Raw genomic sequence first — 23,660 nt, 5'->3', positions numbered from 1 at the left:
TTTTTTTATGTAGAAATTGATTTTTAACGAAGCCGAATCATTTTTTCCATCCAAATACAGGACAGGAGTGACTATTGTCGAGAAAGGCTGTAAAATGTAAGCATCAGCCCCTCTTATGTCGAAAACTGAAGGGAGAATATGATGCGGCAATCATTATGGAAAGCACTTGTCATTACAAGCTTCTTATCCTTTATTCTCATCATCATTCCACAACCAACTGTCCACGCAGGTTTAATTGATCGAATCAAAGACATTTACAATACACCTGAGAAAATAAGCGAGCTTCAGCAGCAGTATATTGAAGCCACAGAAGCACTTGCTGAGCAGCAGCAGCAGCTTGAGGAATCCGCAAAGGCTGCGGCAGAATATGCGCTTAAGCAAAAGGAACTGCTTGAACAAAACAATCAGCTTATCGCGCAAAATGCCGAGCTTCAAGCCGAGATGGATCGCATGAAGCAGGACAAACAATCGTTTATAAGCAAGCTTATTAATACTGTCATTATAATCGCATCTGTTTTTGTTGCTTATATCGTATCCCTGAGAGTTTGGCGTTATGTCGTATGGCGCAAGCAGCGCAGCACAAGCAGTAGAGACAGCAAAGGCAGCAGAGGAATTAGCGGATGAAAATAACCGTTCCTGCCCAAGTCGGCCATGTGCATCTCACCCTTGATACTGCGGACAAGCTTCATGTTCTGCATCCAAAATCAATCATCGCCTTCCAAGGCGATCCGCAAAATCGCGAGGATCGTTTCATGGATTTGGCTGGCATGTATCGCAAGAAACGCTGGATTCGCTCCCTTATTTCTGGACCGGCCGAATTCATTGTCGGCTTGCCTGCAGGCTGCTCGCTCGAAACGCTGCACATCGATGAGAAAAGCGACTTGCTGTTCGATTTCAGGCATATTATCTTTTTCTCGGACGGCATGAAGCTAAAGTCTGTCGTGCAGAAGCTCAAAAACGCATGGATTACGAAGGAATTTGTGCGAATGCGATTTTCCGGACCAGGCTTGCTCGGAATCATTACCGCTGGAGATGTGAAATCCATTCAGCTCCATCCGGATCGTCCTTTGTATGTTGAGACTGGAGCACTCGTCGCATATCCAGAGCATGCTTCCATCCAGCTGTCCGTTTACGGCAACAAGCTCGCAAGCCAGCATATGAATGTTCAGTGGGAGATTCGCGGCACCGGCCCAGTACTTATCCAAACAGGCTCCCGCGATGCCGAACTGGAGGAGCAGCTGCAAAACGGCGGCTTTATCAAAAGAATTCTTCGCGAAGTGCTGCCGTTTGGCGGCATCTATATCAAATAAAACAGAGGCCAGCCGACCGTCAGCAGACGGAAGACAAGCCTCTTTTTATTTTAAACCCCTTTAATTGAAAACTGATGAGAGTATGCTTGGTTCGCAAACAGGATGTATTCCTTCTCCGGAAGCTGTCCCCAGCTGTCATGTCCGCCCACACCGGTTTGCTTATGGTTGACGCGCACGACTGTTTTGTTGCTTGGTGGCAGCAGATGAATATGATCATGCGCCTCCAGCTCAAATGGCGTATAAGGCAGTACATTTAGTTCGAAATGTGGCGCACCCTTCAGCACGATACCCTCGCCCTTTGCATTCGTAACCGCAGCATGGCGAACGTCCATCTTATTGCCGCATTCCTGTGGCCTGATATACGATACGAGCTGATCCTGAACGCTGCCAGCGTAAAGCCCAAGCTTGCCTCCCGTTTGGCGATCCCAATACGTCTCGTCTGGACCTTTGCCATACCAGCTTACTTGATCAAATGATGCTGGCATCTGGAAGAGCATGCCGATTTCCGGAATTTCCGGTAAATCCGCCCCAGGCTGCAGCTTCTCGTATACATTAATCTCTCCGTCTCCACTTACTGTGTATATAATCGACAGCAATGATTCTGTCGTGGTAGGCAAGCTATACTGCACATGAATTGTTGCACTGCTTGCCTCAAGCTCCCAAGTCATCGCTTGCAGAACGCGCTCTGTCCCCGCTTCTCGCCATGTTGCACAGCGCACATGCTGCTGATTGCCGCGATCATTATCCGTGTAGGCACGCCAGAAGTTCGGAGTCAATCCTTGCAATAACCGCTCTGAGCCATTCCACACGTAGGAAGTAAGGCTGCCATTTGCTAGATCAAATTGCGCAGTGAAGCATTCACCGCTTACAATCACCGCCGCTGCCGACTGTTCAGCATGAACAGCAGGCTTAGCTTGTACAAGACCAATAATCGGCTCAATAGGCGCAGGCAGCACAAATTGCTCAAACGCGATTTCATGACCCGCTTCTGCCCAGAGGGTTTGCTCCTTCAGCAGCAGCTGTACCGTTAATACAGCCTCTTCCGAAATGGAAGAAAGCTTAGGCAGCGTGTAAGGAATCGTTAACGTTTCCTCACTCTCAGGTTGTGCGGCCGCTTCTACCGTGCCTGCTTCCACAGAAACACCATTAATCGCTACTTGCCAAGCAAGTGTAAAGCTATTTAAAGCGCTGAATAAATGACGATTGGTCACCTTAATGGTGCCATTCTTCAGATCAATCGCTTCAAACTTGGCATTTTGGTATACCTTCTTCACCTCTTGAAGCTTAGGTGACACTGTACGATCTGCGAAAATAAGGCCGTTGCCGCAGAAATTGCCATCATGCGGCGATTCGCCAAAGTCGCCTCCATACATCATTTTCACTGTGCCGCTCTCGTCTGTTACTCGGATGGCCTGATCGATCCAATCCCATATGAAGCCGCCCTGCAACACAGGATACTTCTCAAAAACCTCCCAATACACATGCAAGCCCCCGCAGGAATTGCCCATCGCATGACTGTACTCGCATAAAATATAAGGTTTTTTCGGATTGCTTCGCGCATACTGTTCAACGCCCTGAGGACTCGTATACATATGGCTCTCGATATCAGAAGCTGCATCCGATTCGCGGTAGTGAAACACTCCCTCATAATGAACGACGCGCGACGGATCAGCTTCACGTAAAAAATCATGCATTTTTACGAAATTGTCTCCGCCAAACGCTTCATTTCCAAGCGACCAGATGACGATAGACGCATGGTTTTTGTCTCTTTGCAGCATCGAATTGCAGCGATCGAGTACAGCCCCTGTCCATTCCGGTCTGCTTCCAGGCACTGCCCTACCAAGCTCCTTCTGTCCATAAGTCCAAGAACCATGCGTTTCCAGATTCGTCTCATCAATGACATACAGCCCATATTCATCACAAAGTTTGTACCAGAGCGAGTTGTTCGGATAATGTGAAGTGCGGACGGCATTGATATTATATTGCTTCATGAGTTCAATATCTTTGCGCATATCCGCTTCATTAATCGCACGGCCTGTATCGCATGAAAATTCGTGGCGATTTACCCCTTTGAACATGATCCGGCGTCCATTGATTTGCATTAGGCCATCTTTAATCTCAAACTTGCGGAAACCGACCTTGCAGCTTATCGCTTCAAGCAGCGTGCCGTCCTCTGATTTCAAGCTAAGTATCAACGTATATAAATTCGGCTGCTCAGCACTCCATTTGAGCGGATTTGAAACAGCGGCGCGCAGTTGAACAGAAGTAAGATCCTCACCTTCCACCTGCGTTTGGATCGTCAGCGGGCTTGGAAATACGGCAGCTCGATTCACATCATATAGCGCTGCCTCTAGCGTTATTTCGCCAATTGGCCTTAAAAAATAGTTAAGCAGCTTCGCATCAACAATCAGATCTGCGTCAAGGCACTGCTCATCAAGCTCTGTATGTACAAAATAGTCATAGATATGTGCCTCTGGAGTGGAGTACAAGTAGACATCTCGGAAAATACCGCTCATTCGCCAAAAATCTTGATCCTCCAGCCAGCTTGCGTCGCTCCAACGATAAACCTCTACGGCCAGCTTATTCTCACCGACTGCAAGGTAAGGGGTTAGATCGAACTCGGAGGGTGTAAACGTATCTTGGCTAAAACCAACAAGCTCTCCGTTCAGCCATACGTAGAAAGCCGACTCCACGCCTTGGAAGCTGATAAATACAGGTTTACCATCCCACTCGGAAGGTACTGTAAAAGTACGAGCATATGAACCAACTGGATTATATGCAGTAGGGGCAAACGGCGGCTTTATGTCCTCGTTGCCATCCCAAGGATATCTAACATTCGTATATTGCGGATAATCATAGCCCTGCAGCTGCCAATGCGCGGGAACCGTAATGCTGTCCCACTGGCTATGATCATAATCAGCTTCATAAAAGTTGGCGATTCGTGATTCGGCATTCTCTGCAAATGCAAAATTCCACTGGCCGTTCAGCGACAAATAATTCGAAGACTTGTTATGATCGCCATCCCATGCCTCCTCTATCGTATCGAAGGGCATTAACGAAGCATGCGCATCCATACGGTTCAAACGATAAATCTCAGGGTTATTGTTCCACTCCGGGTAACCGTTGGCCGGCGGCGTATATACTAGCTTTTTTCGCATAAAATCACGCACCTCATCACTATTAATGGATATGATATTCACATTATAAGGCATTACTATTTCTCATATCATAAAACAATTTTCATATCTTCTATAAAAATATGAACATTACGATACAAACGGCGCTCGTGATTGGAAGCGTAAAGCCAAAAAAAAGCTGACCGGGGTAAAAACACCCGATCAGCCTTAACCGCCATTTCAGAAGCAGACCTGCCTCTTCTAGAGCTGCAGCTGCTTCAAATTATAAAACTCGCCTTTGCTTGCCATCAGCTCATCGAAAGTGCCGACCTCAACAATACGTCCATGCTTCATGACGACAATACGATCCGCATCACGAATCGTCGACAGGCGGTGAGCGACAATAAATGTCGTGCGGCCTTTAATCAGCTCCTGCATCGCCTTCTGAACATGAAATTCTGACTCGTTGTCGAGTGCTGAGGTGGCTTCATCCAAAATAATAATTTTTGGCTCGCGTACAAGCGCACGTGCAATCGCAATCCGCTGACGCTGGCCGCCAGACAGCTTGCCGCCATGTTCGCCAACCATTGTGTCGAGGCCGTCCGGCAGCTGCCCAATAAACTCGGATAGGTTAGCCATCTCAACAACACGATTCACTTGTTCATCAGTAATTTCGCGAAGGCCATACGTAATATTGTCTCGAATCGTACCTGAGAACAAAATATTCGTTTGCGGCACGACCGCCAAATGCTTGCGATAGCTGCGTAGATCAATGTCCGCCAAATCAATGCCGTCCATCAGCACTTTCCCGCCCGTTGGCTGCAGGAAGCCGATAACTAGATTGAGCACTGTTGATTTGCCTGCGCCGGATGCGCCAACAAATGCAATACATTCCCCTGCTTCAACTTCGAGGGTAACATCCTCAAGCACATGATGTTCACTGCCCGGATATGAAAGCTCTACACCCTCGAAAGAAAATTCGCCTCGTACATCGGCAACTTTTCTTTTACCGCTATTATTTTCAATATCGGTCGATACCAAAATCTCTTTAATGGAATGAATCGATTCAAGACCTTTTGCAATTTGCGGATAAATGTTAATGAGACCAGTAACGGAAGCCAAAATCATCGCAAAAAAACCTTGGTACATAACGACGTCGCCAACCTGAATTTGCCCATTGTAAGCTAAGTATGCCGTGAAAATTAAACAAAGCACCTGGAAAATTTGAAACGTCACCCAGTTTGTTGAGCCAAAATACGCCTCCACCAAATCCAGCCGATACCCTTTGCCTTGAATGTTGTTCAGCGTCTGGTCAATACGTGCGATCTCTACCTTCTCCAAGCCGTGTGCGCGCGTAATCGGAATCATCTCGACCATCTCTGACACGCGAGAGGACATTTGTTCTATTTCTTTACGGAATTCCTTGTTCGATTTACGGATTTTGCGCCTGAAAATCGTTACGATCGTTATGGACATTGGAATGGTCAGTATAAAAAACAACGACACAATCCAGCTGCTGTTCAGCGTTATAATAAACGATACGATAATGTTAACGACAGCCGGCGCCAAAGCAATCATGAACTGCTTTGACATCATCTCAACCGCTTCGACATCGCGCAGCACTTTCGATTGCAGCTTGCCCGCAGGCAGTTCCCTGTGTTGATTAATGGACAACTGCTGCAGCTTGCGCACAAGCGCGCTGCGAAGTCCCGCTTCTACATATCTTACCGCACGGCTCAAAAAAGAAATGTAAGCGGCGTGGGTTGGTATGTTCTGCAGGATAACGATCAAAATAATAACAAAGTTAATCCAAATGCCGCTTAGCGGATATTTTGCTGGATTCGTCGCAATGTTGATAATATTAGCTGTTACAATTGGCAGCACATAAATTGGCGCGCTTTTGATGAACAAAAATAATAATGAAATCAATAGATTGGCAAAGTTGCCTTTGTATAATGACAATAAAAACTTCAACGGGCTGGCATTTTCCTCTAGTGCCGCGTTTTCAAATGTGCTCGCTAGTCCCTTTGCAGCACCAAGCTGAGTTTTTACAACCCTCTCTGACATTTCTCTCTCCATCCTTCTGCAGCTCTGCATGCTGTCCAACCATTCTAAATCCGGCAAGCTACCGCATCATCTTACGCTCATTCCACCTTCCTGTAAATGTGCGATATTGCACTTCTTATATTCAATTTTGCTCTTTAATACTAGTGGTGCTTAGCTTTATAATCCTTAGGCGTTTCACCGACCATTTTCTTAAAAAGCTTGTTAAAGTAAACTGGATCACTATAGCCGACCAGCTGTGATATTTCGTAATTTTTCAAATTTGGATGATCGCTCAAAAACTGCTTTGCCTTCTCTATCCGAATGTCGATCAAATAGTCTGTCAGCGTCATGCCCGTCTCCTGCTTAAATAAGCGGCTCAAATAATTGGCGCTCATGCCGACGGTGTCAGCGATACGCTCCATTTCGAAGTTTTTGCCGTATTCTTGCTCCAAAATCGTTTTCATTTGCTCAATAACATGATGCTCTTTTTCCTTCGAGATCGTCTCTTGTGCTGGAGCAGATAGCGTTGATTCCGATGTTTGCCCGTTTTCGCTGCGCTCCTGCTCAATCTTAACCAGTATGTCGTACAAGTTCGCCTTGTCCACGGGCTTGAGCAAATAATCCCGGACGCCCGAGCGAAGAGCCTTGCGCGCATATTCAAATTCACTAAATCCGCTGAGCACAATCGTATCAATCGACTTATCGCGCAAGTGCTCAATAAGGCGCAAACCGTCCATCATCGGCATCTTTATATCGGTAATCAGCACATCCAGCTCGCCTTCACTGAGCTTCGAAATTTGCGCCCAAGCGTCCATTCCGTTGCTGTAGGAGCCGATAACTTTAATGTCCAAATCCATTTTCGTTAATATTTTTTCTAGACCCAGCCTTATAAATTCTTCATCATCCGCGATCATAATGTTCAACAATCCTGCTCGCTCCTCCCCGCGTGTTCCTCTTCTAGTTTGTGCTAAAATCGGTACATCTGCAATGAAAAGAAAGCGGACGGTTTATTTAACCGCACCGCTTGTCACACCCGCGAAAATATATTTTTGCAAGAACACATAAAGAATTGCGGTAGGAATCATAATGATAAGAATGGCTGAGGATATCATTTGCCAGTCCCCGCTGTTGACCCCGAAGAAGCGCATGAGTGACGTTGATACGACGACATGTTCGGCCCTAGGCAGATACAGGAGCGGAATAAACATGTCATTATAGATGCTGATTGTTTTCAAAATAATGATTGTCGCTGTCGCTGGCGCAAGCAGCGGGAAGATGATGGAGCGGAAAATACGAATCAATGAAGCACCTTCGATCATCGCGCTTTCATCTAATTCATAAGGGATATTTCTAATGAATTGCAGATAAATGTAGATTTGCAAAATATCTGCGCCTACATAGATTAGTACAGGTCCCATCAAATTATTCGTTAGGCCAAGCGCCTGAATCGTTTTGTAGTTGACGACTTGCGTTGTAATCGCTGGAATAATCGTGGCGAATAGGAACAAGCCTACTAACGGGCCTTTAAATTTGAAATTGAAGCGCCCAACGGCATAACAGAACGCCGATCCGATCAATATGTTCAAAATTAGCGTGATCGCGATAATGAACAGCGTATTCCCGAACGCATGGAGCATATCCGCCTGCTTGAAGGCTTGCGCAAAGTTTTTAAAATAAAGAAAGCTATCCGGCATAGCGATCGTCGATTTCGTGTGAAATTCATCCTTCGTCTTAAAGGCATTGACGACGATGATATAAGGCGGGAACAAAATCGCAAACGCAGCCAATAGAAGGCTTAAATACTTGATTGTGTCCCAAAGCTTATTGGATTTATTCATCGATTATTCCCCCTTTCCTTTCAACAAAAACCGCTGAATCGATAATACAATGACAACAAAGAGTAACAAGACGACGCTCATTGCGGATGCCAAACCATAGTTGTTGAACTGAAAGGCGGTCTCAACAATTTTCATAACGAAGGTTTCACTCGATCCTGCCGGCCCGCCCTTGGTTAAAATATAAGGCAGATCAAACACCTCTAAAGCCCCGGTGACCGTTAGGAACAAATTGAGCTCGATAATTTTATAAATGTTCGGCAGCGTGATGCTAATAAATTTTTGCCAGCCGTTTGCCCCGTCAATCGATGCCGCTTCGTAAATATCACTTGGAATCGATTGAAGCGCCGCCAAATAAATGACCATATTGAAGCCCATAAAGCGCCAGAAGCCAATTGAAGCAAGAGTATAGTTTACAAACGATCCACTGCCGAGCCAGCTTGTTTTGGAGAGTGCATCAAAGCCGAGCTGTCCTAGCAAATAGTTTAATGATCCGTTTGTCGTATCGAATACGTAACCGAATAAGTATGCTACAGCAACGCCATTTAGGATGTACGGTAAAAAAAGCAGCAGCCTGAAAAAGTTTTTTCCCTTCAGCTTGCTGTTCAGCACCACTGCGAAATAAATCGCGGCGATATTTTGTACAATTCCAACAGCGAAATAGGCAAAGTTATGTTTAAAGACACCAAAAATAGCTGGATTTGAAAATACTTCCTTGTAGTTCGACCAACCAATCCACGGTTTGTTTTGACTTAAGCCGTCCCAGCTCGTAAAGCTTAATCGAATGAGTTCCATTGCCGGATAATAGGCGAATGTCAGCAGCAGCAGCAGCGGCAATGCGACGAAGCCAATAATGACATAGTTCTTCTGTGTTTTAAAAGGCAATCTGCTAAACATGAGACAACCCCATCCTCCCTGCGTCTTTCTAATCGGAAGGTGCAGGATAGACAACCGTTAAAGGTAATTCATCCTGCACGCAGCCCTTACAATCCTAAATCTTTTTTCGCTTTCGCCCACGCTGTGTTCACTTTATCCAATACCTTTTGCGGGTCTTTAGCTAATACGAATTCTTGTACAACTGCAGCTTGATCAAGCTGAGCTTTGTTTTGAATTTCTGTCGCTGCATCTACTGGTGCAGCTGGCTCGAAAAATTTAGGGGTAAAGCTGTTGAATTCCGAAAGCTGTGGAAGCTTCGATTCTTTGGCTTTCAAAGTTGGAATGAAACCTGCGAAATCATCATAACCGGATTCTTCGATCATCCATTGTACGAATGCTTTGCCTGCTTCAACATTGCCGTTTTTGTTAACTGCATAGAAGAAATCCGGGTTAAGCGGTGCTTTCGCTTCGCCAGTGTTGTCGACCGGGAATGGGAAGAAGCCAATGTCCTCAGCAGGAGCGCCGTTTTCAATTACTTGGTTAATTACCCAGTTGCCAAGCAGATACATACCGAATTTGCCGGTTGCTACGTCTTTTTTCGATTGCTCCCAGTTCGTCGAGTTCACGTCTGTTTCTAGGAAACCTTTTGTGTACAGCTCACGAAGAATTCCCCATGATTTGCCGTAAGCATTGTCAAGCGTGTACGGTGTTTCGGATTCAGCACGTTTGTTTTGGTGATCAGAAGCTCCGCCGATTAGCGTTGGAATATCGTATACCCAAGTATCAAGCGGCCATTTATCTTTGAAGTTTGATGCAAGCGGCACGATGCCTGCGTCTTTAAGCTTTTGCGATGTAGCTAGAAATTCGTCGTATGTTTTTGGAAGAGCTGTAATGCCTGCTTTCTCGAAAGCTTTCTTGTTGTATACGATACCGACTGTCGATCCGCCGGAGGATACACCATACATTTTGCCTTCTTGCGCCTTCAAATCCTTGAAATGAATTTCACCTGAGAATGCAATGTCGTCAAGCGGAGCGAAATAATTAGGCAGCTCTGCGTTTGGAATCGTTGGTACAAATACGACATCAGGGAAGTCTCCGGAAGCGATGCGGATTTTCAACGTTTTATCATAGTCCGTTATGGCTTCAAATTTTAGATCGACACCAGGGTATTTGTCTTCAAAACGTTTTTCGTAGTCGACGTACTGTTTGTCAATCATGTCAGTACGGTTTGTTAAGAATACGACTTCACCTTTAATCGTTGATGTTTCTTCTGTTCCACCGTTTTCCGGTTTGTTTGTTGCGGTGTTATCCGTGCTCGGCTTGTTCGTAGGTGTATTCGTGCTTGCGTTATTCCCACCACATGCAGCTAACGATGTTAGCATAATTACAGAAACAATTGCTAACGAAATGTTTTTTTTCATTTTCTAAATCCCCCTCAGCTTGTTTTGATTCCGCTTACATTTCGATAATACCTCATAAAATGTGGTTCTAAAATGGTTTAAAATATGATTTATAGTCTTCAACTGTCATTTTGTGAAAACGCTTTTTCACGCATATTCACTCATTATTGTGCATATACATGCCGCTTTCCGTGTTATTAAATGAAGCAATTTTATGAAGTTGCCTGCTCTTCAAGAAAGGTATTGCAAACAAGACTAGAATCATGTTTACTTGTTATATAACAAAAATATTATTAGCAATAACAAAAATACCAAAACTAAAGTGAGGCGACCCAATGACAACGAAAGCAGCCTATATAGGCGGAATGACATGGGGCTGGACAGGTATTCGAGGCACATGGACTGGGGAAAAAGCGGATCGTTCGATGGAATTAATGGCCGAGCGGTTAAGCGTGAACTGGACAGCTATTGCACTTGGCGCACTTCAAGATCATGCCCACTCCACCGAAATTAAGTTTCGCGAGGCGCCTACGGTTACCGATGAGGAAGTTCTTAGTGCCATTCACAAAGCGAAAGAACTAGGCCTTAACGTTTGTTTGAAGCCGGTCGTCAATTGTGCGGATGGCACATGGCGTGCTCATATTAATTTCTTTGATCTCGATGTGCCTTGCGAGCCAAAATGGTCTGATTGGTTTGCTTCTTATACCACATTCATTTTGCACTATGCCAAAATTGCCGAAGAAACAGGTTGTGAAATGTTTTGTGTTGGATGCGAAATGGTACAAACCGATCGCAGAGAAACGGAATGGCGTGCGCTCATCGCAGAAGTTCGCAAAGTTTATTCCGGCATCGTTACGTACAACTGCGACAAATATCAAGAAGGCCAAATTAAATGGTGGGATGCTGTTGATGTCATTTCTTCCAGCGGCTACTACCCCATCGATGCTTGGGAAGAGCAGCTGAACCGGATTGAAAAGGTCTTATCCGAATACGACAAGCCTTTTTTCTTCATGGAAGCAGGCTGTCCTAGCCGCGAAGGCTCGCAGTATATTCCGAACGATTGGGGACTTGCAGGCGCGCCAAGCGAAGAGGTTCAGCGTCAGTTCTACGAGACGATGTTCTCCCATACGGACAAACGTGATTGGGTTGGCGGCTTTATGCTTTGGGATTGGCCAGCGAGACTATATGAAGAGGCCGATGCGAGTGCTAACGACGATTATTGTATGTATGGCAAGCAAGCAGAACAAACCGTTCGTCAATATTATGCAGCCAAAATAGCTGAATCGATTGACGGAGGTTTGGGCGAATGAACGTAAATAACGAGCAGTGGCTGGCAAGCATCAAGCAGGAGCTGGAATCTAACATTCTCGGCTTTTGGATGAATCATACGATCGATGAGCAAAAAGGCGGTTTCTACGGCAATATCAGCAGAGATCTAACCGTTAACGATGAAGCTGGCAAAAGCCTGGTGCTTAACACACGTATCTTGTGGACCTTTGCCTCCGCTTATCGCATGACTGGCAATGAAGCTTATCTCGAAATGGCTGACCGTGCCTATCAATATGTAAATAAATACTTTGTAGATCAAGAATACGGCGGATTATACTGGATGGTCGACGCAGCTGGCAGCCCAGCCGAAACGAAAAAGCAAGTATATGGTCAAGCCTTTGCTATTTATGCTTACTCCGAGTATTACCGCGCTACCGGAATTGAAGCTGCGCTTCAGAAAGCGATCTCACTATTTCATACGCTTGAGAAATATAGCTACGACGAGCAATATAAAGGTTATTTCGAGGCTCTTACACGCGAGTGGCAGGAAACCGACGATAATAGCCTGAGTGAAAAGGATTTGAATGAGAAGAAATCCATGAATACTCATCTCCACATCATGGAGGGTTATACGAACCTTTACCGGGTATGGAAGTCGGATGTGCTGCATGCCAAGCTGAGAGAACTAATCGAAATCACGATTAAACATATTATTAATCCAGATAACGCGCACTTTATCCTTTTCTTTGATGAAAAATGGAACGGCAGATCCGAGCACATTTCTTACGGTCACGATATCGAGGGCAGCTGGCTGCTAGTCGAGGCGGCTGAGGTGCTTGGAGATGCAGCATTGCTGGCTGAAGCCAAAGCTATTGCTATTCGAATGGCAGAAGCGACACTGAATGAAGGCGTTGACGAGGACGGCGGTCTTCTTAATGAGGCAGGTCCTGATGGGATCATCGATTCACACAAGGATTGGTGGCCGCAAGCAGAGGCTGTTGTTGGTTTCTATAATGCTTATCAAATGACGGGCGATGAGAAATACGTTGAGGCTGCCTTGAAATCTTGGCAGTTCATTGAAAATTTCATCGTCGACAAACAGTATGGCGAATGGCACTGGAGCGTAACTCGCGATGGAACTCCAAGCGATAATTTACAAAAGGTTAGCCCTTGGAAATGCCCGTATCATAATGGTCGTGCATGCTTTGAAATGATCGAACGCTTGTCTGGTACAGCAACTTCACACTAATGGAGGTATATTCAATGAGTAAATTTAATGAACGCAAGCAAATGCTAACGGACCGTTATGAGGAGCTCGTACAGCGTAAAAACGAGCCTGCAGAAGTTAGCAACGGCGTTTTTGATCGTTACGTACACCCTGTTCTAACAGCAGAACATGCTCCGCTGATTTGGAAATATGATTTTAATCCTGAGACGAACCCTTATTTCATGGAGCGCCTCGGCGTTCATTGCGTATTCAATCCAGGCGCAATCTTCTTAAATGGCAAATTCCATCTCGTAGCACGCGTTGAAGGCAATGATCGCAAATCATTTTTTGCCATTGCAGAGAGTGACAGCCCCGTTGATGGTTTCCGCTTCTGGAACCACCCTATTTTGCTTCCAGAAACAAGCGATCCCGATATTAACGTCTATGATATGCGCCTCGTTCAACATGAGGACGGCTGGATTTATGGTCTGTTCTGCACAGAGAGAAAAGACCCTTCCGCTCCAAAAGGAGATCTGTCGAGCGCGATTGCACAATGCGGTATCGTAAGAACGAAGGATTTGAAGCAATGGGAGCGTCTTGCCGATCTAAAAACAGCGTCCAACCAACAGCGCAACGTCGTGCTTCACCCTGAATTTGTAGACGGAAAATACGCCTTCTATACTCGTCCACAGGACGGCTTCATCGATACGGGTTCAGGCGGCGGCATTGGCTGGGGACTATCCGATACGATCGAGAACGCAGTTGTAGAGCGTGAGATCATTATTGATGAACGCCATTATCATACAATTAAAGAAGTGAAAAACGGTCAAGGTCCCGCTCCAATTAAGACGGACAAAGGCTGGATTCATATTGCTCACGGTGTTCGCAACACTGCGGCTGGCTTGCGTTATGTACTTTATGCATTCCTATCCGACTTGCAGGAGCCTAACAAAGTAACGCATCGTCCAGGCGGCCACTTGCTTGCGCCAGAAGGCATTGAACGTGTCGGCGACGTATCGAACGTAGCTTTCTGCAACGGTGTTATCGCACAAGATAACGGCAACGTCTATATTTACTACGCTTCCTCCGACACACGCTGTCACGTTGCTGCAACTACCGTTGATCAACTGCTCGACTATTGCTTAAACACACCGGAAGATCCGCTTCGCTCCTTCGCATGTGTAGAGCAGCGCATCGCTTTAATTGATCGCAACTTGCAGCTATAATCCGCTTCACCAAGCAAGAAACTTTAAGTCTTTCCAGCCTAAAGGAAAGGGCTTCCCAGAGAGCATTTCTGCTTTTGAGAAGCCCTTTTTCATTTATTGTTTGATACAAATTACTTTTTGATTTCCATAGGAATAGAGATGGTCTTATCGTAGGTTTTAATATAGGAAAATCCGTTAAGCAGCAGCTGTGCCGGTTCCTCTTCCGTGTTAAAAGAAAACGTCTGCTCCCACAAGATGTTGCCATTTTTCAAATCCCACGGGCGTGATGAGGAAATGGATGAGACGGGAACTACACTATGACCCGATTGAACAGATAAGTTTTCCGTTTCCAAGATTGTAAATTGTTTTCTGGCGATAACAATATCATAACCTGTATCGGTTTTTGTAACGCTGCGAATCCATAATTTCTCATTCCCAATTTTTATGGACAGATCTGATGGTGAAGCTAAGGAGATCGGTTCTTCTATTTTCTGATAGCCAGCAAAATTTTCAAGTACGAGCTCGATGGTTTCCAGCTTGTCTGTAGGCAGCACATCAAATTCAAGTTCAAATGCCGCCTTGCCCTTTTCAGCCGAATGATCCGACTGCATTCCCCATGATTTCACTTCTGTTCCATTTACATAAAGCTTTGTTATACCTGAGAACCTCGGGTATCCCCCATCATTCATTTCATAATGTCCCTTTACGATGGTAGAAGTAGGTGAAGCTGTGATGGCGTCATAGTGGACCAATCCCTCATCGACCGAAACGGATTTTGAGATATCCTCTTTAAGCATGCTTTTCATCGCTTTATTCGCTTCAAACTTGAAGGAGATTGGGTAAGATGCCCGTTCCCCATTTTCTAGCCACTCACTAAATGTAACGGTTAAAGTTCTAGAGAATGGACTAACCGGTTCAAATTTATAGATACCCTCATACTGGGTCTCATCTTTGCTATAATTGCCGCTTCCTTCTTTGGGATCGGAATCCGTTAAAAACCCTTCCATTTGACCTACGTTATAACGTAGTGAACTATTGTCAGTAAATACAGAGCCTTCGGGTCTATCAATGCTATAATACATGAGCAAAGCGTTATCGTCAGCAATAACCCCGTTGATGGTAATGACAGTACCGTCCTCAAGCGTTTTGCTTTTGTTGACCGATTGTCCATAGCCTTGCTCCGCCACTTCAGAGAAGCTAAGAGAGTTCAGCTCGATTTTGTTAAACAACTTGCCTCCGTAATAAGCGAATGCAGGATATTGATAAGTTCCGACAATCAGAAGGAGTGCTGCAGCTGATGCTGCAACCCATGTCATCGCTCTATTTAGCTTTCTTTTCTTAGCAGGAACATGCTCAAGAGCATTTCGAAGCCTGTCCTCAAGTCCTGACGGTGCCTGCACGATATTCAAGGTCTGTCTGTGCTCCTGCAATCTCTCCTCGATCGTTTTCATTACGATCCCCTCCGATCATCGCTTTCAGTTTTTGTATGCCTTGCGAAATTCTTGATTTGATGGTTCCAATCGGCGAACAGGTCATGTCCGCAATCGTCTGATACGGAAGATCATGTACATAGCGAAGCTCGATAGCTTCCCGCTGCTGTGCGTTTAGATTCGAGAGCAGCACCTGCATGTTCATCTCAGACTCCGTGTTGCGGTAAGGATTATCTTCAGTTAATCCAGCAAAAGATGATTCACCCTCGTCTCCCAGTGGAACAAATCGTTCTTTTTGGCGGAGCAGTTTTTTGCAACGATTGACGAGAATGGTTTTGCTCCAGCTGTAGAAGGCTTCGCTCTTTTGCAATTGATCCAGCTTTTCATAAAGCGTAACAATCATGTCTGCCATGGCATCCATCGCGTCATGCTCATTTCTCAAATAGCTGTAGGCAAGACGATAATAAGCGTCCTGATCGGCTATGATTAGTTGTAATAAAGCTTCTTTGTTGCCTTTTTGAGCTTGTTTGACAAGACGGCTTACATTCATGTTCTCCCCCCTTTCATAGATAAGAGATCACAGAGGCTATTAAAGTTCATTTTGCGAAAAAAAATCTCAACTACCACGTCACTGCGATGTTATTAGAGGATGTTGACATCAACTAAACCTGCATAATAACATCCATATAAATCTAATTTTACGGAGGCTCGCTATTATGGAGATTTCAAAGAAAATATTGCATCCGTTGTTTGTTATCACGGGGAATTAAGCACCGAAAATGTTAATGATCAATTGTTAAAGCTCAGCCAAGAGTAACTATATATAAAGGGTTCCACATACTAATCAAGCATAATATGTGAAACCCTTTTAAGTTTTATTTTAGAAGCATAACCTATCCATAAAGGGGAGAAAATACCCAAAGATCAGCCACTTTCTAGAAAGTTGTGTGAATGCTTTGGAAATTAAATATGTCAAAGAAACGCGATCCTTTAAGGTTTCAAGAGTATTCCCAACCGATGTAAACAATCACAATACGTTGTTCGGCGGCAAACTTATGTCTTATATCGATGATATTGCTTCGATATCCGCTTCCAAATTATGCAGAGTTACCGCGGTAACCGCTTCGACGGATTCCGTTGATTTCTTGCATCCAATCCGGCCAACAGATTCCGTTTCCCTAGAGTCCTTCGTTACTTGGACGGGCAAAAGTTCAATCGAGGTTTTTGTGAAAGTGATACGAGAAGATTTAAGAAGCGGCGAGCGAAAAATAGCAGCAACCTCTTTTCTTACTTTCGTTGCCCTTGATGAACAAAATAAGACAATACTTGTACCTCGTATTGTCCCTGAAACGGAAGAAGAAATTAAATTATATGAAACAGCCGAGCATAGAACGGCAATGAGGAAGCAGCGCAGAGAAGAGAGCAAAAAGTTTGCAGACTTTTTGCTGACGAAGTTTCCGTGGGAATAATCGTCCCCTTTTATTACTATTTATTTTGACGAACAGCATCCTTGCTATTGCTGCGTGTTCCCTCGCCCAGCAATTTCATCGTAACCATGCCGATTGCCAAGCACCAAACAGGCGCAGAAACGCCGAGAAAGGCGACATTTGCTACCGCAATTGCAAATGTAAAGGCCGTTGAGTAGCGGTAGGCAGATTCCGAAAAAGCTGACTGAAGGCTTTGAATGAATACCCCCATCAATGAAAAACCCGTTAGAAGCCAAATAAATGAAGACGGAAGAATATTAATAAAGGCAATAACCTTCCAAGCAAATAATCCAAACAGCGCCACTAATATACCCGAGACAATCGCTGCATAAGGACGAGATTCCTTTGCACCAGCTTCTTCGCTGCTGCACAGCATACTCATCATTCCGCCAACATTTACACTATGACCGCCAAGAAACGCTACAGCAGTCGTAGCAAAACCAGTTATTGTAATCGTCTTGGAAGCGGATGGCTCATAGCCATTTTTGCGAAGTGCTGCCAAAGCTACAAACAAATCGTTGCTAAGCACGAGTATCGACAAAGGGATAGCTAACGATAACAGCCCATTAATCGAAAACTCAGGGCTCACCACATGCGGCAGCGCAAACGGCAGCACCTCCATTGGAGGCAAATCGTAGCCAATCCATAGAGCAAGCAGCCCCATGCAAACGACGCCGAGCACGGGCGGAAAGCCCTTGAATAAACGGGGAAATAAGAAAAAACCGACCAATGCCATAAACCCGACAAAGGGAGCATCCTTGACCGCGGGAACGATTTTTACAATATGGTTGAATATTAAACCGGCAAGCATCGCATCCATCAGAGGCTTAGGCAGGAAAGCCAGCAGCTTATCGGACAGACCAGATAAACCAAATACAGCGATAATAATCCCGGAAATAATGCTCGCACCAGCTAACTCCTGCACTGTAAATTGTGTCGCAGAAGTGCTTAAGAAAGCAACGGCGGTTATCGAATGCGCGCCGCCAAACGGAATCTTATAAATCAATGTCAAAGCTATGTTCAGCAGTCCGCCAAAAAAGTAAACGGCGAACAGCCACGCGACGAGCTCTAAGGTTGAAAAACCTGCTTTTTCAGCGCTGCTAACGATGAGTACGGCTCCGCCTGTACATGCCAGCATCGCAGATAATATACCAGTAAACACATTTTGCCGATTGAGCTTGGATTGGGTTTTTATCATCAAATCGCTTCCTAATCGTATAATAATATTGCTTCCGAGTTGTTCAAGTGCTTAAGTATAACCGTTTCTATGCGATTTGTACCCATCCACTGCTCAATCTTTTTTCAGCCATTTCAGCGCATAACAAATCAAGGCATTCCAAGACATCCCAAGATCAACTCTCTAACTAACTGCATTATTCTTATTGTGATGAAAACTAGCTTACTTAAGTTTTAACGAATCATATGAACGTTATAGCATGGTAAATTGGGTGTTATAAGCTATTTTTCTCGAAATAACGATTCTGGAGTTCGTTGCACTTTTAATCTATTACTTTTGATTAAAATAAGAGCTACTAGGTTCGTAAGTTATAGGTCCGAAAACGTTCACTCTGTCTGAGCTCCAGCTCCATTTCCTACCTCGATCATACGCCGCAGCTACTCTATAAGCGCATATTTGTGCTTACAGACAACAAACCTAGCTTTTTCTCTCGCTGTAAGAACATATATGTGCTTATTGCTCCATTTCCCACCTCGATCATACGCCGCAGCTACTCTATAAGCGCATATATGTGCTTACAGACAACAAACCTAGCCCTTTCTCTCGCTGTAAGAACATATACGTGCTTATTGCTCAATTTCCCACCTCGATCATACTCCGCAGCTACTCTATAAGCTCATATACGTGCTTACAGACAACAAACCTAGCTTTTTCTCTCGATGTTAGAACATATATGTGCTTATTGCTCAATTTCTTACGTCGATCATAAGCCGCAGCTACTCTATAAGCGCATATACGTGCTTACAGACAACAAACCTAGTCCTTTCTCTCGCTGTAAGAACATATACGTGCTTATTGCTCCATTTCCTACCTCAATCATACGCCGCAGCTACTCTATAAGCGCATATTTGTGCTTACAGACAACAAACCTAGCCCTTTCTCTCGCTGTAAGAACATATACGTGCTTATTGCTCCATTTCTTACCTCGATCATACGCCGCAGCTACTCTATAAGCGCATATTTGTGCTTACAGACAACAAACCTAGCCCTTTCTCTCGCTGTAAGAACATATACGTATACGTGCTTATTGCTCCATTTCCTACCTCAATCATACGCCGCAGCTACTCTATAAGCGCATATATGTGCTTACAGACAACAAACCTAGCCCTTTCTCTCGCTGTAAGAACATATACGTGCTTATTGCTCCATTTCCCACCTCGATCATACGCCAAGATTCGCTTGTCCACCATTTGCTTAAGCAAACATCAATAGACCAAAATAGAAAAATGGCGTCACAGGATTAAGTCTCTGTGACGCCATTTTTTTCAATATTCATATCGAGCTATCTCTCCAGTGAGTTCATCACTGTGGAACAGCCCCTTCAATCGTTCGTTTGTTATCGCATTACCATTCCACGCTTACTGCAATTCCTTCCGGAATGCCTGGATAGCGAAGAAGCACCGTTCCTGACTCTCCATCATACTCGTATGATGCCGCTTGATCACCAGCTGTGACGCTGCTAGGCTCACTTGGTACACGCAGGCGCGTACTAACCGTGATGTCCAGCGGTGCCTCTGAAACAAAGGAAATTCGGTTTTCAGCCGACAGCTCCTCACGAATGCGAGATGAACTAACAAGAATACTTGTTTCCCCCTGCTGTTTATCAGAGTAGTTCAAATCAAACAACAAGCTGTCCTCGCCCGATTTGATTTCCACGGAATGTTTCACAGGCATGCTCGCTTCGAACAAATCAACGAACAATCCTTCAAGAACGATTGAATCATCTGCTTCCCTCTCATCCAGCACATGAGTAATGACATAAGGCCCCCGTCTCATATGCAGCGAGGTGCTTTCCTTATAATCAACCATTTCTCCGCGGATCTCGAGCGACCTTTTTACAGCACTCCGTATAAGAGCTGCACCAGCTTCAGAGCGGGACAATTCCGCCGGATTCTCACGGTAAAATAAAACAGCACCGCTGCCTACCGTAAACTCTCCTTGCTCCGGGTTTCTACCTAAGCCAAGCGACTCGAATAAATGTTCTTCCGGACGCATGTAAGAGCGGCGGCTGTTCTCACGGTTCCACCATTCCCGTACTTCATGATAGGGGTCCGAGCCGTCACCGACATAGATGAGTATGCCGCCCTCCCTTACCCATTGTCCGATAGCTTGGTGAATGCCCGGATGCTCCGGCTTCATAAATTCGTAGCTGAGCAGCAGCACTCGGTAATGATCCAAATATCCTGGGAAGGTCAAAATATTGTCCAGCTGTACCGGTCTAAGCGGAATGCCTACCTTCACGAGCGGAAGCGCGAGTCCGTAAAAGGATGACCAGTCAAGAAGCTCCTTCTGCTCTGCACTCAGCTCTTCAGCTGAACTCGTTCCGTCATATTTGGCAGCTTCGCCTTCCTGCTCGTTTTCACGGATAACGTCCCCGCGTTGATACATCGCAGAGTTGGATAAGCAAAGGCCAATGCCAGCTGTATAGGCGTCGTCTCCAGCAACCTCATCATGGTTATGCATGTCGCGCAGCACATTCATGACCGTCAGAAGCACGGTCGCATAGTCACCCGGGATCATTTCTTTTCCTTTCCCGTCCTCAGTCGGGTAGCTGCCCTCGAATACACGGCGCGGCCATGGGCATACCTCGTATTGCTTCACCTCAGGATGCAGCAGGGAAGCAACAACAGTAGAACGATAGTTTTTACGATAGTCGCTCCAGCTGTATCTAGGGTTATCCTCAATCGGATCGTGAAGGAACCACATTTCACGCCCCGTCCCACGAGTCAGCTCCTGCATAATTCCATATTCCAAATATACCGTCTCGAAGGTTCGCTCTCTGCGCAGCCCCTTATAAACGTTCGGAGTACGAGCCGTTCCCGTCCAGATCTGAGCAATGAAACCGTCACAGCCAGGCATCGACACGAGCAGCGCCTCAGGACTAATAATTCTCCACTGCGTGTAATTGATCAAGCTGTGAGTTGGGACATAGAAACGCACCGTTCTACCGTAGGTTACTAACGAATATTCCTTCATTTGACTGCAAAGCCGGTCAAGCGCACGATAGTACATTGCCGCCTTCAGCTTGGATGCTCTATACTGAGCGTCCGGCGAGGAGTGGGGAGGAATCCAATCCTCCCCGTAATAATTCAGCCACTCCCGCTTGAACGCATCGGAATAACCAGATGCCGCCCAAAATTCCGGCTCCTCCAAATGAATCGCTTCTGCACCAGAGTCGATTGCCCGTTTAATATGAGAAGCCAAATATTCAGCGAAGGCAATGGTCGGAACCATATAAGGAACATCCTTGCCATGAAGCAGATGATTTCCGCTGCGGTCCATTTGAGCTTCATCCCAGTGCTCCCGTCCGTCGAATCGACCGTACAAGTAGTCCTGATACTCCCCCCAAGATACACCTGTCATCAAATGAATCTTATAGCCGGCATTTCTCCAGCCTTCGATCCGCTCAGGCAAATCATCAGATATTCCGTATACCATGACAAAATCGGTCCGCAAATCATACTTCGGGCCATACGGCCTTGATTCCTGAAAACCGGTCCACTCTGCTCGTTGTCCCAAACCCTTCGTCAAAGCGAGAAGCCTCCTTTAGTTTGCCATTCCAAACAAAGCTACTTCCTTGCCTTTCAAGTTGTCATTAGTAAACTGCATTGCTTCTTTATAGCCTGTTTTATTCATCTGACCGCGAAGATCATTAATGATTTTTAGTGCCGCTTCATCCGATTTCGCATAAATCGCTTCTTTCCAGACGTCGCCTATTTTGTCCATGGATGGCTTCAGCATTTCCCACTGTGGAGACTTAATCATAACGTCGCCAGGATTGTATGCCGAAATAACACTAATACCGTTAGGACGTAAAATTTTACGCGCATTATCCATCGCTGCCAGACGATCCTGATCAGACCAGATGTCTCCAGCGCCAACGGAGTTGATGCGGTCTTGGCCAGACATGCTCTCAAGGCCAATGCCCATGCCTTCGTTTTTCTTCATCTTGCCAGTTGTATCCGCTGAGAATTTATCAAACCATTCTTTTTTGGCTACAGGCTTGCCGTTTTCCATATCCCAATGTTCGCCTTGAATGCCGTAACGTACGAGAAGGAAACCTTCATCAGAAGCAAGATAGTCCAGCAGGCGAAGCGCTGCATCTACGTTTTTCGATTTTTTCGGAATAACGGTTACGTTGTTTCCTTGAATAGAAAGGTCAGCAGGACGGTCTGCAGCAGCACCAGCACGCTCAAGCGGGCCGACTGGAATATAATCGCTGCCTGGATGCGCTTTCACATAGTCTTTGGAAGCATCGAGAATCGCTGGATAGTGAGCAGCCAGCACTGCAATACGACCTTGCTTGATTTTCTCATTCGCGATTGGATCGGTTTGCGTAAACGCTTCAAGATCAAGCAGACCTTCGGAGATCAGCTTGCGGTAATACAGCGTATAATCCTCGTATTGTTTCGAGAAGAAGCTGTTTTCCAGCGTTCCATCACCTTTATCTACATAACCAGAGCCATAGAACATCGTATTGCCAATACCAACAGCCCAGCCGTTATGGAAGCCTCCGAGAGGAATAACAGACATGCCATTTTCCTTCAGGTCAGCGTCCTTAATTTTTTTCAGGAAGCTGTAAAGCTCTTCCTTTGTACGTACGGATTGCGGATCTACTCCAACCTTCTCAGCAATATCCTTGCGGACATAGAAGCCATAAAGCCAATCCATTGCATCCTCAGGTGTTGCAGGGTGGTTCTGGTAAAGCAAGAACTGCTTGCCGTCATACACATCAAAAGCTTTCTCATAAAGCGCTGGCGGAACATTGTCTTTCTGAATCGCTTTTGCTAGATTTGGATATTTGTCCAGCTTATCCGAAAGATCGACCAATTGGTCTTCCTTCGCTGCTTTTATAATTCCATCTAGCTCTCCGCCCCAAGCTGGACCTGTGTAAATATCAGGCATATCTTGAGTTGCAAAAATGGTGTTCACTTTCTCAACTTCACTGCCCTTTGTATATTCCCACTCGATCGTAATCCCCGTTTTTTCTTTAATAACCTTCTCGATCGCCGTCGTATCTGTGTCGCTGCCGCTGGAGCCGTTCCAGTTGTGAAGAACTTTGAGTTTCACCTCTTTTTGCTCTGTACCGCTGTTAGTTGTGCCTGCGTTGTCCGAAGGCTTATTGACGGCGCCACCGTTGTTGTTGCTGCAGCCAAACAGCGTAACCGCCATCAGAGTTACTGCGAGTAACAACGAAGTGCTTTTTGCTCTTTTGTTCTTCATAAAAACCCTCCCGTGAACT

17 protein-coding genes are annotated in these 23,660 nt (G+C 45.4%); 6 read left to right on the top strand and 11 right to left on the bottom strand.

All coding sequences use genetic code 11. From position 1 onward, the window contains the following. Window positions 1-138: 138 nt before the first annotated feature. Both ACIFSR_RS20785 and ACIFSR_RS20780 read left to right on the top strand, forming a co-directional pair. Window positions 139-624 carry a hypothetical protein gene (locus ACIFSR_RS20785; protein WP_430059669.1) on the top strand — a complete coding sequence of 162 codons (486 nt, stop codon included), beginning with the start codon at window positions 139-141 and terminating at the stop codon, window positions 622-624. After that, the gene (locus tag ACIFSR_RS20780; RefSeq protein ID WP_076268977.1) at window positions 621-1,310 is read left to right on the top strand and encodes an AIM24 family protein; all 690 of its coding nucleotides are present in this window, start codon (window positions 621-623) and stop codon (window positions 1,308-1,310) included. The genes ACIFSR_RS20785 and ACIFSR_RS20780 overlap by 4 nt, the downstream gene beginning before the upstream one ends. 50 nt (window positions 1,311-1,360) lie before the next feature. On the opposite strand, the gene ACIFSR_RS20775 is transcribed toward ACIFSR_RS20780, so the two are convergent. The 6 genes from ACIFSR_RS20775 to ACIFSR_RS20750 form a co-directional block, all read right to left on the bottom strand. Continuing rightward, window positions 1,361-4,468 carry a glycoside hydrolase family 2 TIM barrel-domain containing protein gene (locus ACIFSR_RS20775; RefSeq protein WP_430059667.1) on the bottom strand — a complete coding sequence of 1,036 codons (3,108 nt, stop codon included), beginning with the start codon at window positions 4,466-4,468 and terminating at the stop codon, window positions 1,361-1,363. 219 nt (window positions 4,469-4,687) lie between these two features. Beyond that, window positions 4,688-6,493, bottom strand: coding sequence for an ABC transporter ATP-binding protein (locus tag ACIFSR_RS20770; RefSeq protein WP_430059666.1), 1,806 nt, complete (start codon window positions 6,491-6,493; stop codon window positions 4,688-4,690). A 140-nt stretch (window positions 6,494-6,633) separates the two neighbouring features. After that, window positions 6,634-7,398 (bottom strand): response regulator transcription factor, encoded by a 765-nt coding sequence (locus ACIFSR_RS20765; protein ID WP_430059664.1) that lies wholly within the window; start codon window positions 7,396-7,398, stop codon window positions 6,634-6,636. A gap of 81 nt (window positions 7,399-7,479) precedes the next feature. Continuing rightward, window positions 7,480-8,310 (bottom strand): carbohydrate ABC transporter permease, encoded by an 831-nt coding sequence (locus ACIFSR_RS20760; RefSeq protein WP_076268980.1) that lies wholly within the window; start codon window positions 8,308-8,310, stop codon window positions 7,480-7,482. A gap of 3 nt (window positions 8,311-8,313) precedes the next feature. Further along, a complete protein-coding gene (locus tag ACIFSR_RS20755; RefSeq protein ID WP_076268981.1) occupies window positions 8,314-9,204 on the bottom strand; it encodes a carbohydrate ABC transporter permease in 891 nt (296 codons plus the stop codon). An 86-nt stretch (window positions 9,205-9,290) separates the two neighbouring features. Then, on the bottom strand, window positions 9,291-10,604 hold the full coding sequence (locus ACIFSR_RS20750; RefSeq protein ID WP_430059661.1) for an ABC transporter substrate-binding protein: 1,314 nt from the start codon (window positions 10,602-10,604) through the stop codon (window positions 9,291-9,293). Window positions 10,605-10,918: 314 nt separating this feature from the next. On the opposite strand from ACIFSR_RS20750, the gene ACIFSR_RS20745 reads away from it, so the two are divergent. Genes ACIFSR_RS20745 through ACIFSR_RS20735 form a run of 3 tightly spaced genes read left to right on the top strand, consistent with a single transcriptional unit; the run spans window position 10,919 to window position 14,285 of the window. Next, window positions 10,919-11,893 carry a glycoside hydrolase family 113 gene (locus ACIFSR_RS20745; RefSeq protein ID WP_430059659.1) on the top strand — a complete coding sequence of 325 codons (975 nt, stop codon included), beginning with the start codon at window positions 10,919-10,921 and terminating at the stop codon, window positions 11,891-11,893. Continuing rightward, the gene (locus tag ACIFSR_RS20740; RefSeq protein ID WP_430059657.1) at window positions 11,890-13,101 is read left to right on the top strand and encodes an AGE family epimerase/isomerase; all 1,212 of its coding nucleotides are present in this window, start codon (window positions 11,890-11,892) and stop codon (window positions 13,099-13,101) included. Before ACIFSR_RS20745 ends, ACIFSR_RS20740 begins: the two co-directional genes overlap by 4 nt. A 14-nt stretch (window positions 13,102-13,115) precedes the next feature. Beyond that, window positions 13,116-14,285: a glycoside hydrolase family 130 protein gene (locus ACIFSR_RS20735; protein WP_430059655.1), complete on the top strand. Its 1,170-nt coding sequence runs from the start codon at window positions 13,116-13,118 to the stop codon at window positions 14,283-14,285. Window positions 14,286-14,395: 110 nt separating this feature from the next. Here the strand turns inward: ACIFSR_RS20735 and ACIFSR_RS20730 are convergent, their stop codons facing one another. Both ACIFSR_RS20730 and ACIFSR_RS20725 read right to left on the bottom strand, forming a co-directional pair. Continuing rightward, window positions 14,396-15,715 carry a DUF4179 domain-containing protein gene (locus ACIFSR_RS20730; protein WP_430059653.1) on the bottom strand — a complete coding sequence of 440 codons (1,320 nt, stop codon included), beginning with the start codon at window positions 15,713-15,715 and terminating at the stop codon, window positions 14,396-14,398. Next, entirely contained in the window at window positions 15,642-16,244 is a 603-nt protein-coding gene (locus tag ACIFSR_RS20725) for an RNA polymerase sigma factor (protein WP_430059651.1), read from the bottom strand. The genes ACIFSR_RS20730 and ACIFSR_RS20725 overlap by 74 nt, the downstream gene beginning before the upstream one ends. A gap of 406 nt (window positions 16,245-16,650) precedes the next feature. Between ACIFSR_RS20725 and ACIFSR_RS20720 the strand changes: the two genes are divergently transcribed. Beyond that, entirely contained in the window at window positions 16,651-17,163 is a 513-nt protein-coding gene (locus ACIFSR_RS20720) for an acyl-CoA thioesterase (RefSeq protein ID WP_430059649.1), read from the top strand. A 16-nt stretch (window positions 17,164-17,179) separates the two neighbouring features. Here ACIFSR_RS20720 and ACIFSR_RS20715 read toward each other — a convergent pair whose 3' ends face one another. The 3 genes from ACIFSR_RS20715 to ACIFSR_RS20705 all read right to left on the bottom strand — a co-directional run bounded on the left by ACIFSR_RS20715 (window position 17,180) and on the right by ACIFSR_RS20705 (window position 23,641). Then, window positions 17,180-18,379, bottom strand: coding sequence for a benzoate/H(+) symporter BenE family transporter (locus ACIFSR_RS20715; protein WP_430059647.1), 1,200 nt, complete (start codon window positions 18,377-18,379; stop codon window positions 17,180-17,182). 1,383 nt (window positions 18,380-19,762) lie between these two features. Next, window positions 19,763-21,949: a hypothetical protein gene (locus tag ACIFSR_RS20710; RefSeq protein ID WP_430059645.1), complete on the bottom strand. Its 2,187-nt coding sequence runs from the start codon at window positions 21,947-21,949 to the stop codon at window positions 19,763-19,765. A gap of 15 nt (window positions 21,950-21,964) precedes the next feature. After that, window positions 21,965-23,641, bottom strand: coding sequence for an extracellular solute-binding protein (locus tag ACIFSR_RS20705; protein ID WP_339204669.1), 1,677 nt, complete (start codon window positions 23,639-23,641; stop codon window positions 21,965-21,967). Between the last annotated feature and the right edge of the window lie 19 nt (window positions 23,642-23,660).

This window comes from Paenibacillus sp. NRS-1760 (assembly GCF_050467785.1).
In the GTDB taxonomy this organism is placed as follows: domain Bacteria; phylum Bacillota; class Bacilli; order Paenibacillales; family Paenibacillaceae; genus Pristimantibacillus.
The sequence above is the reverse complement of the archived record's forward strand: the minus strand, read 5'-3'. Positions and strand labels throughout refer to the sequence as shown.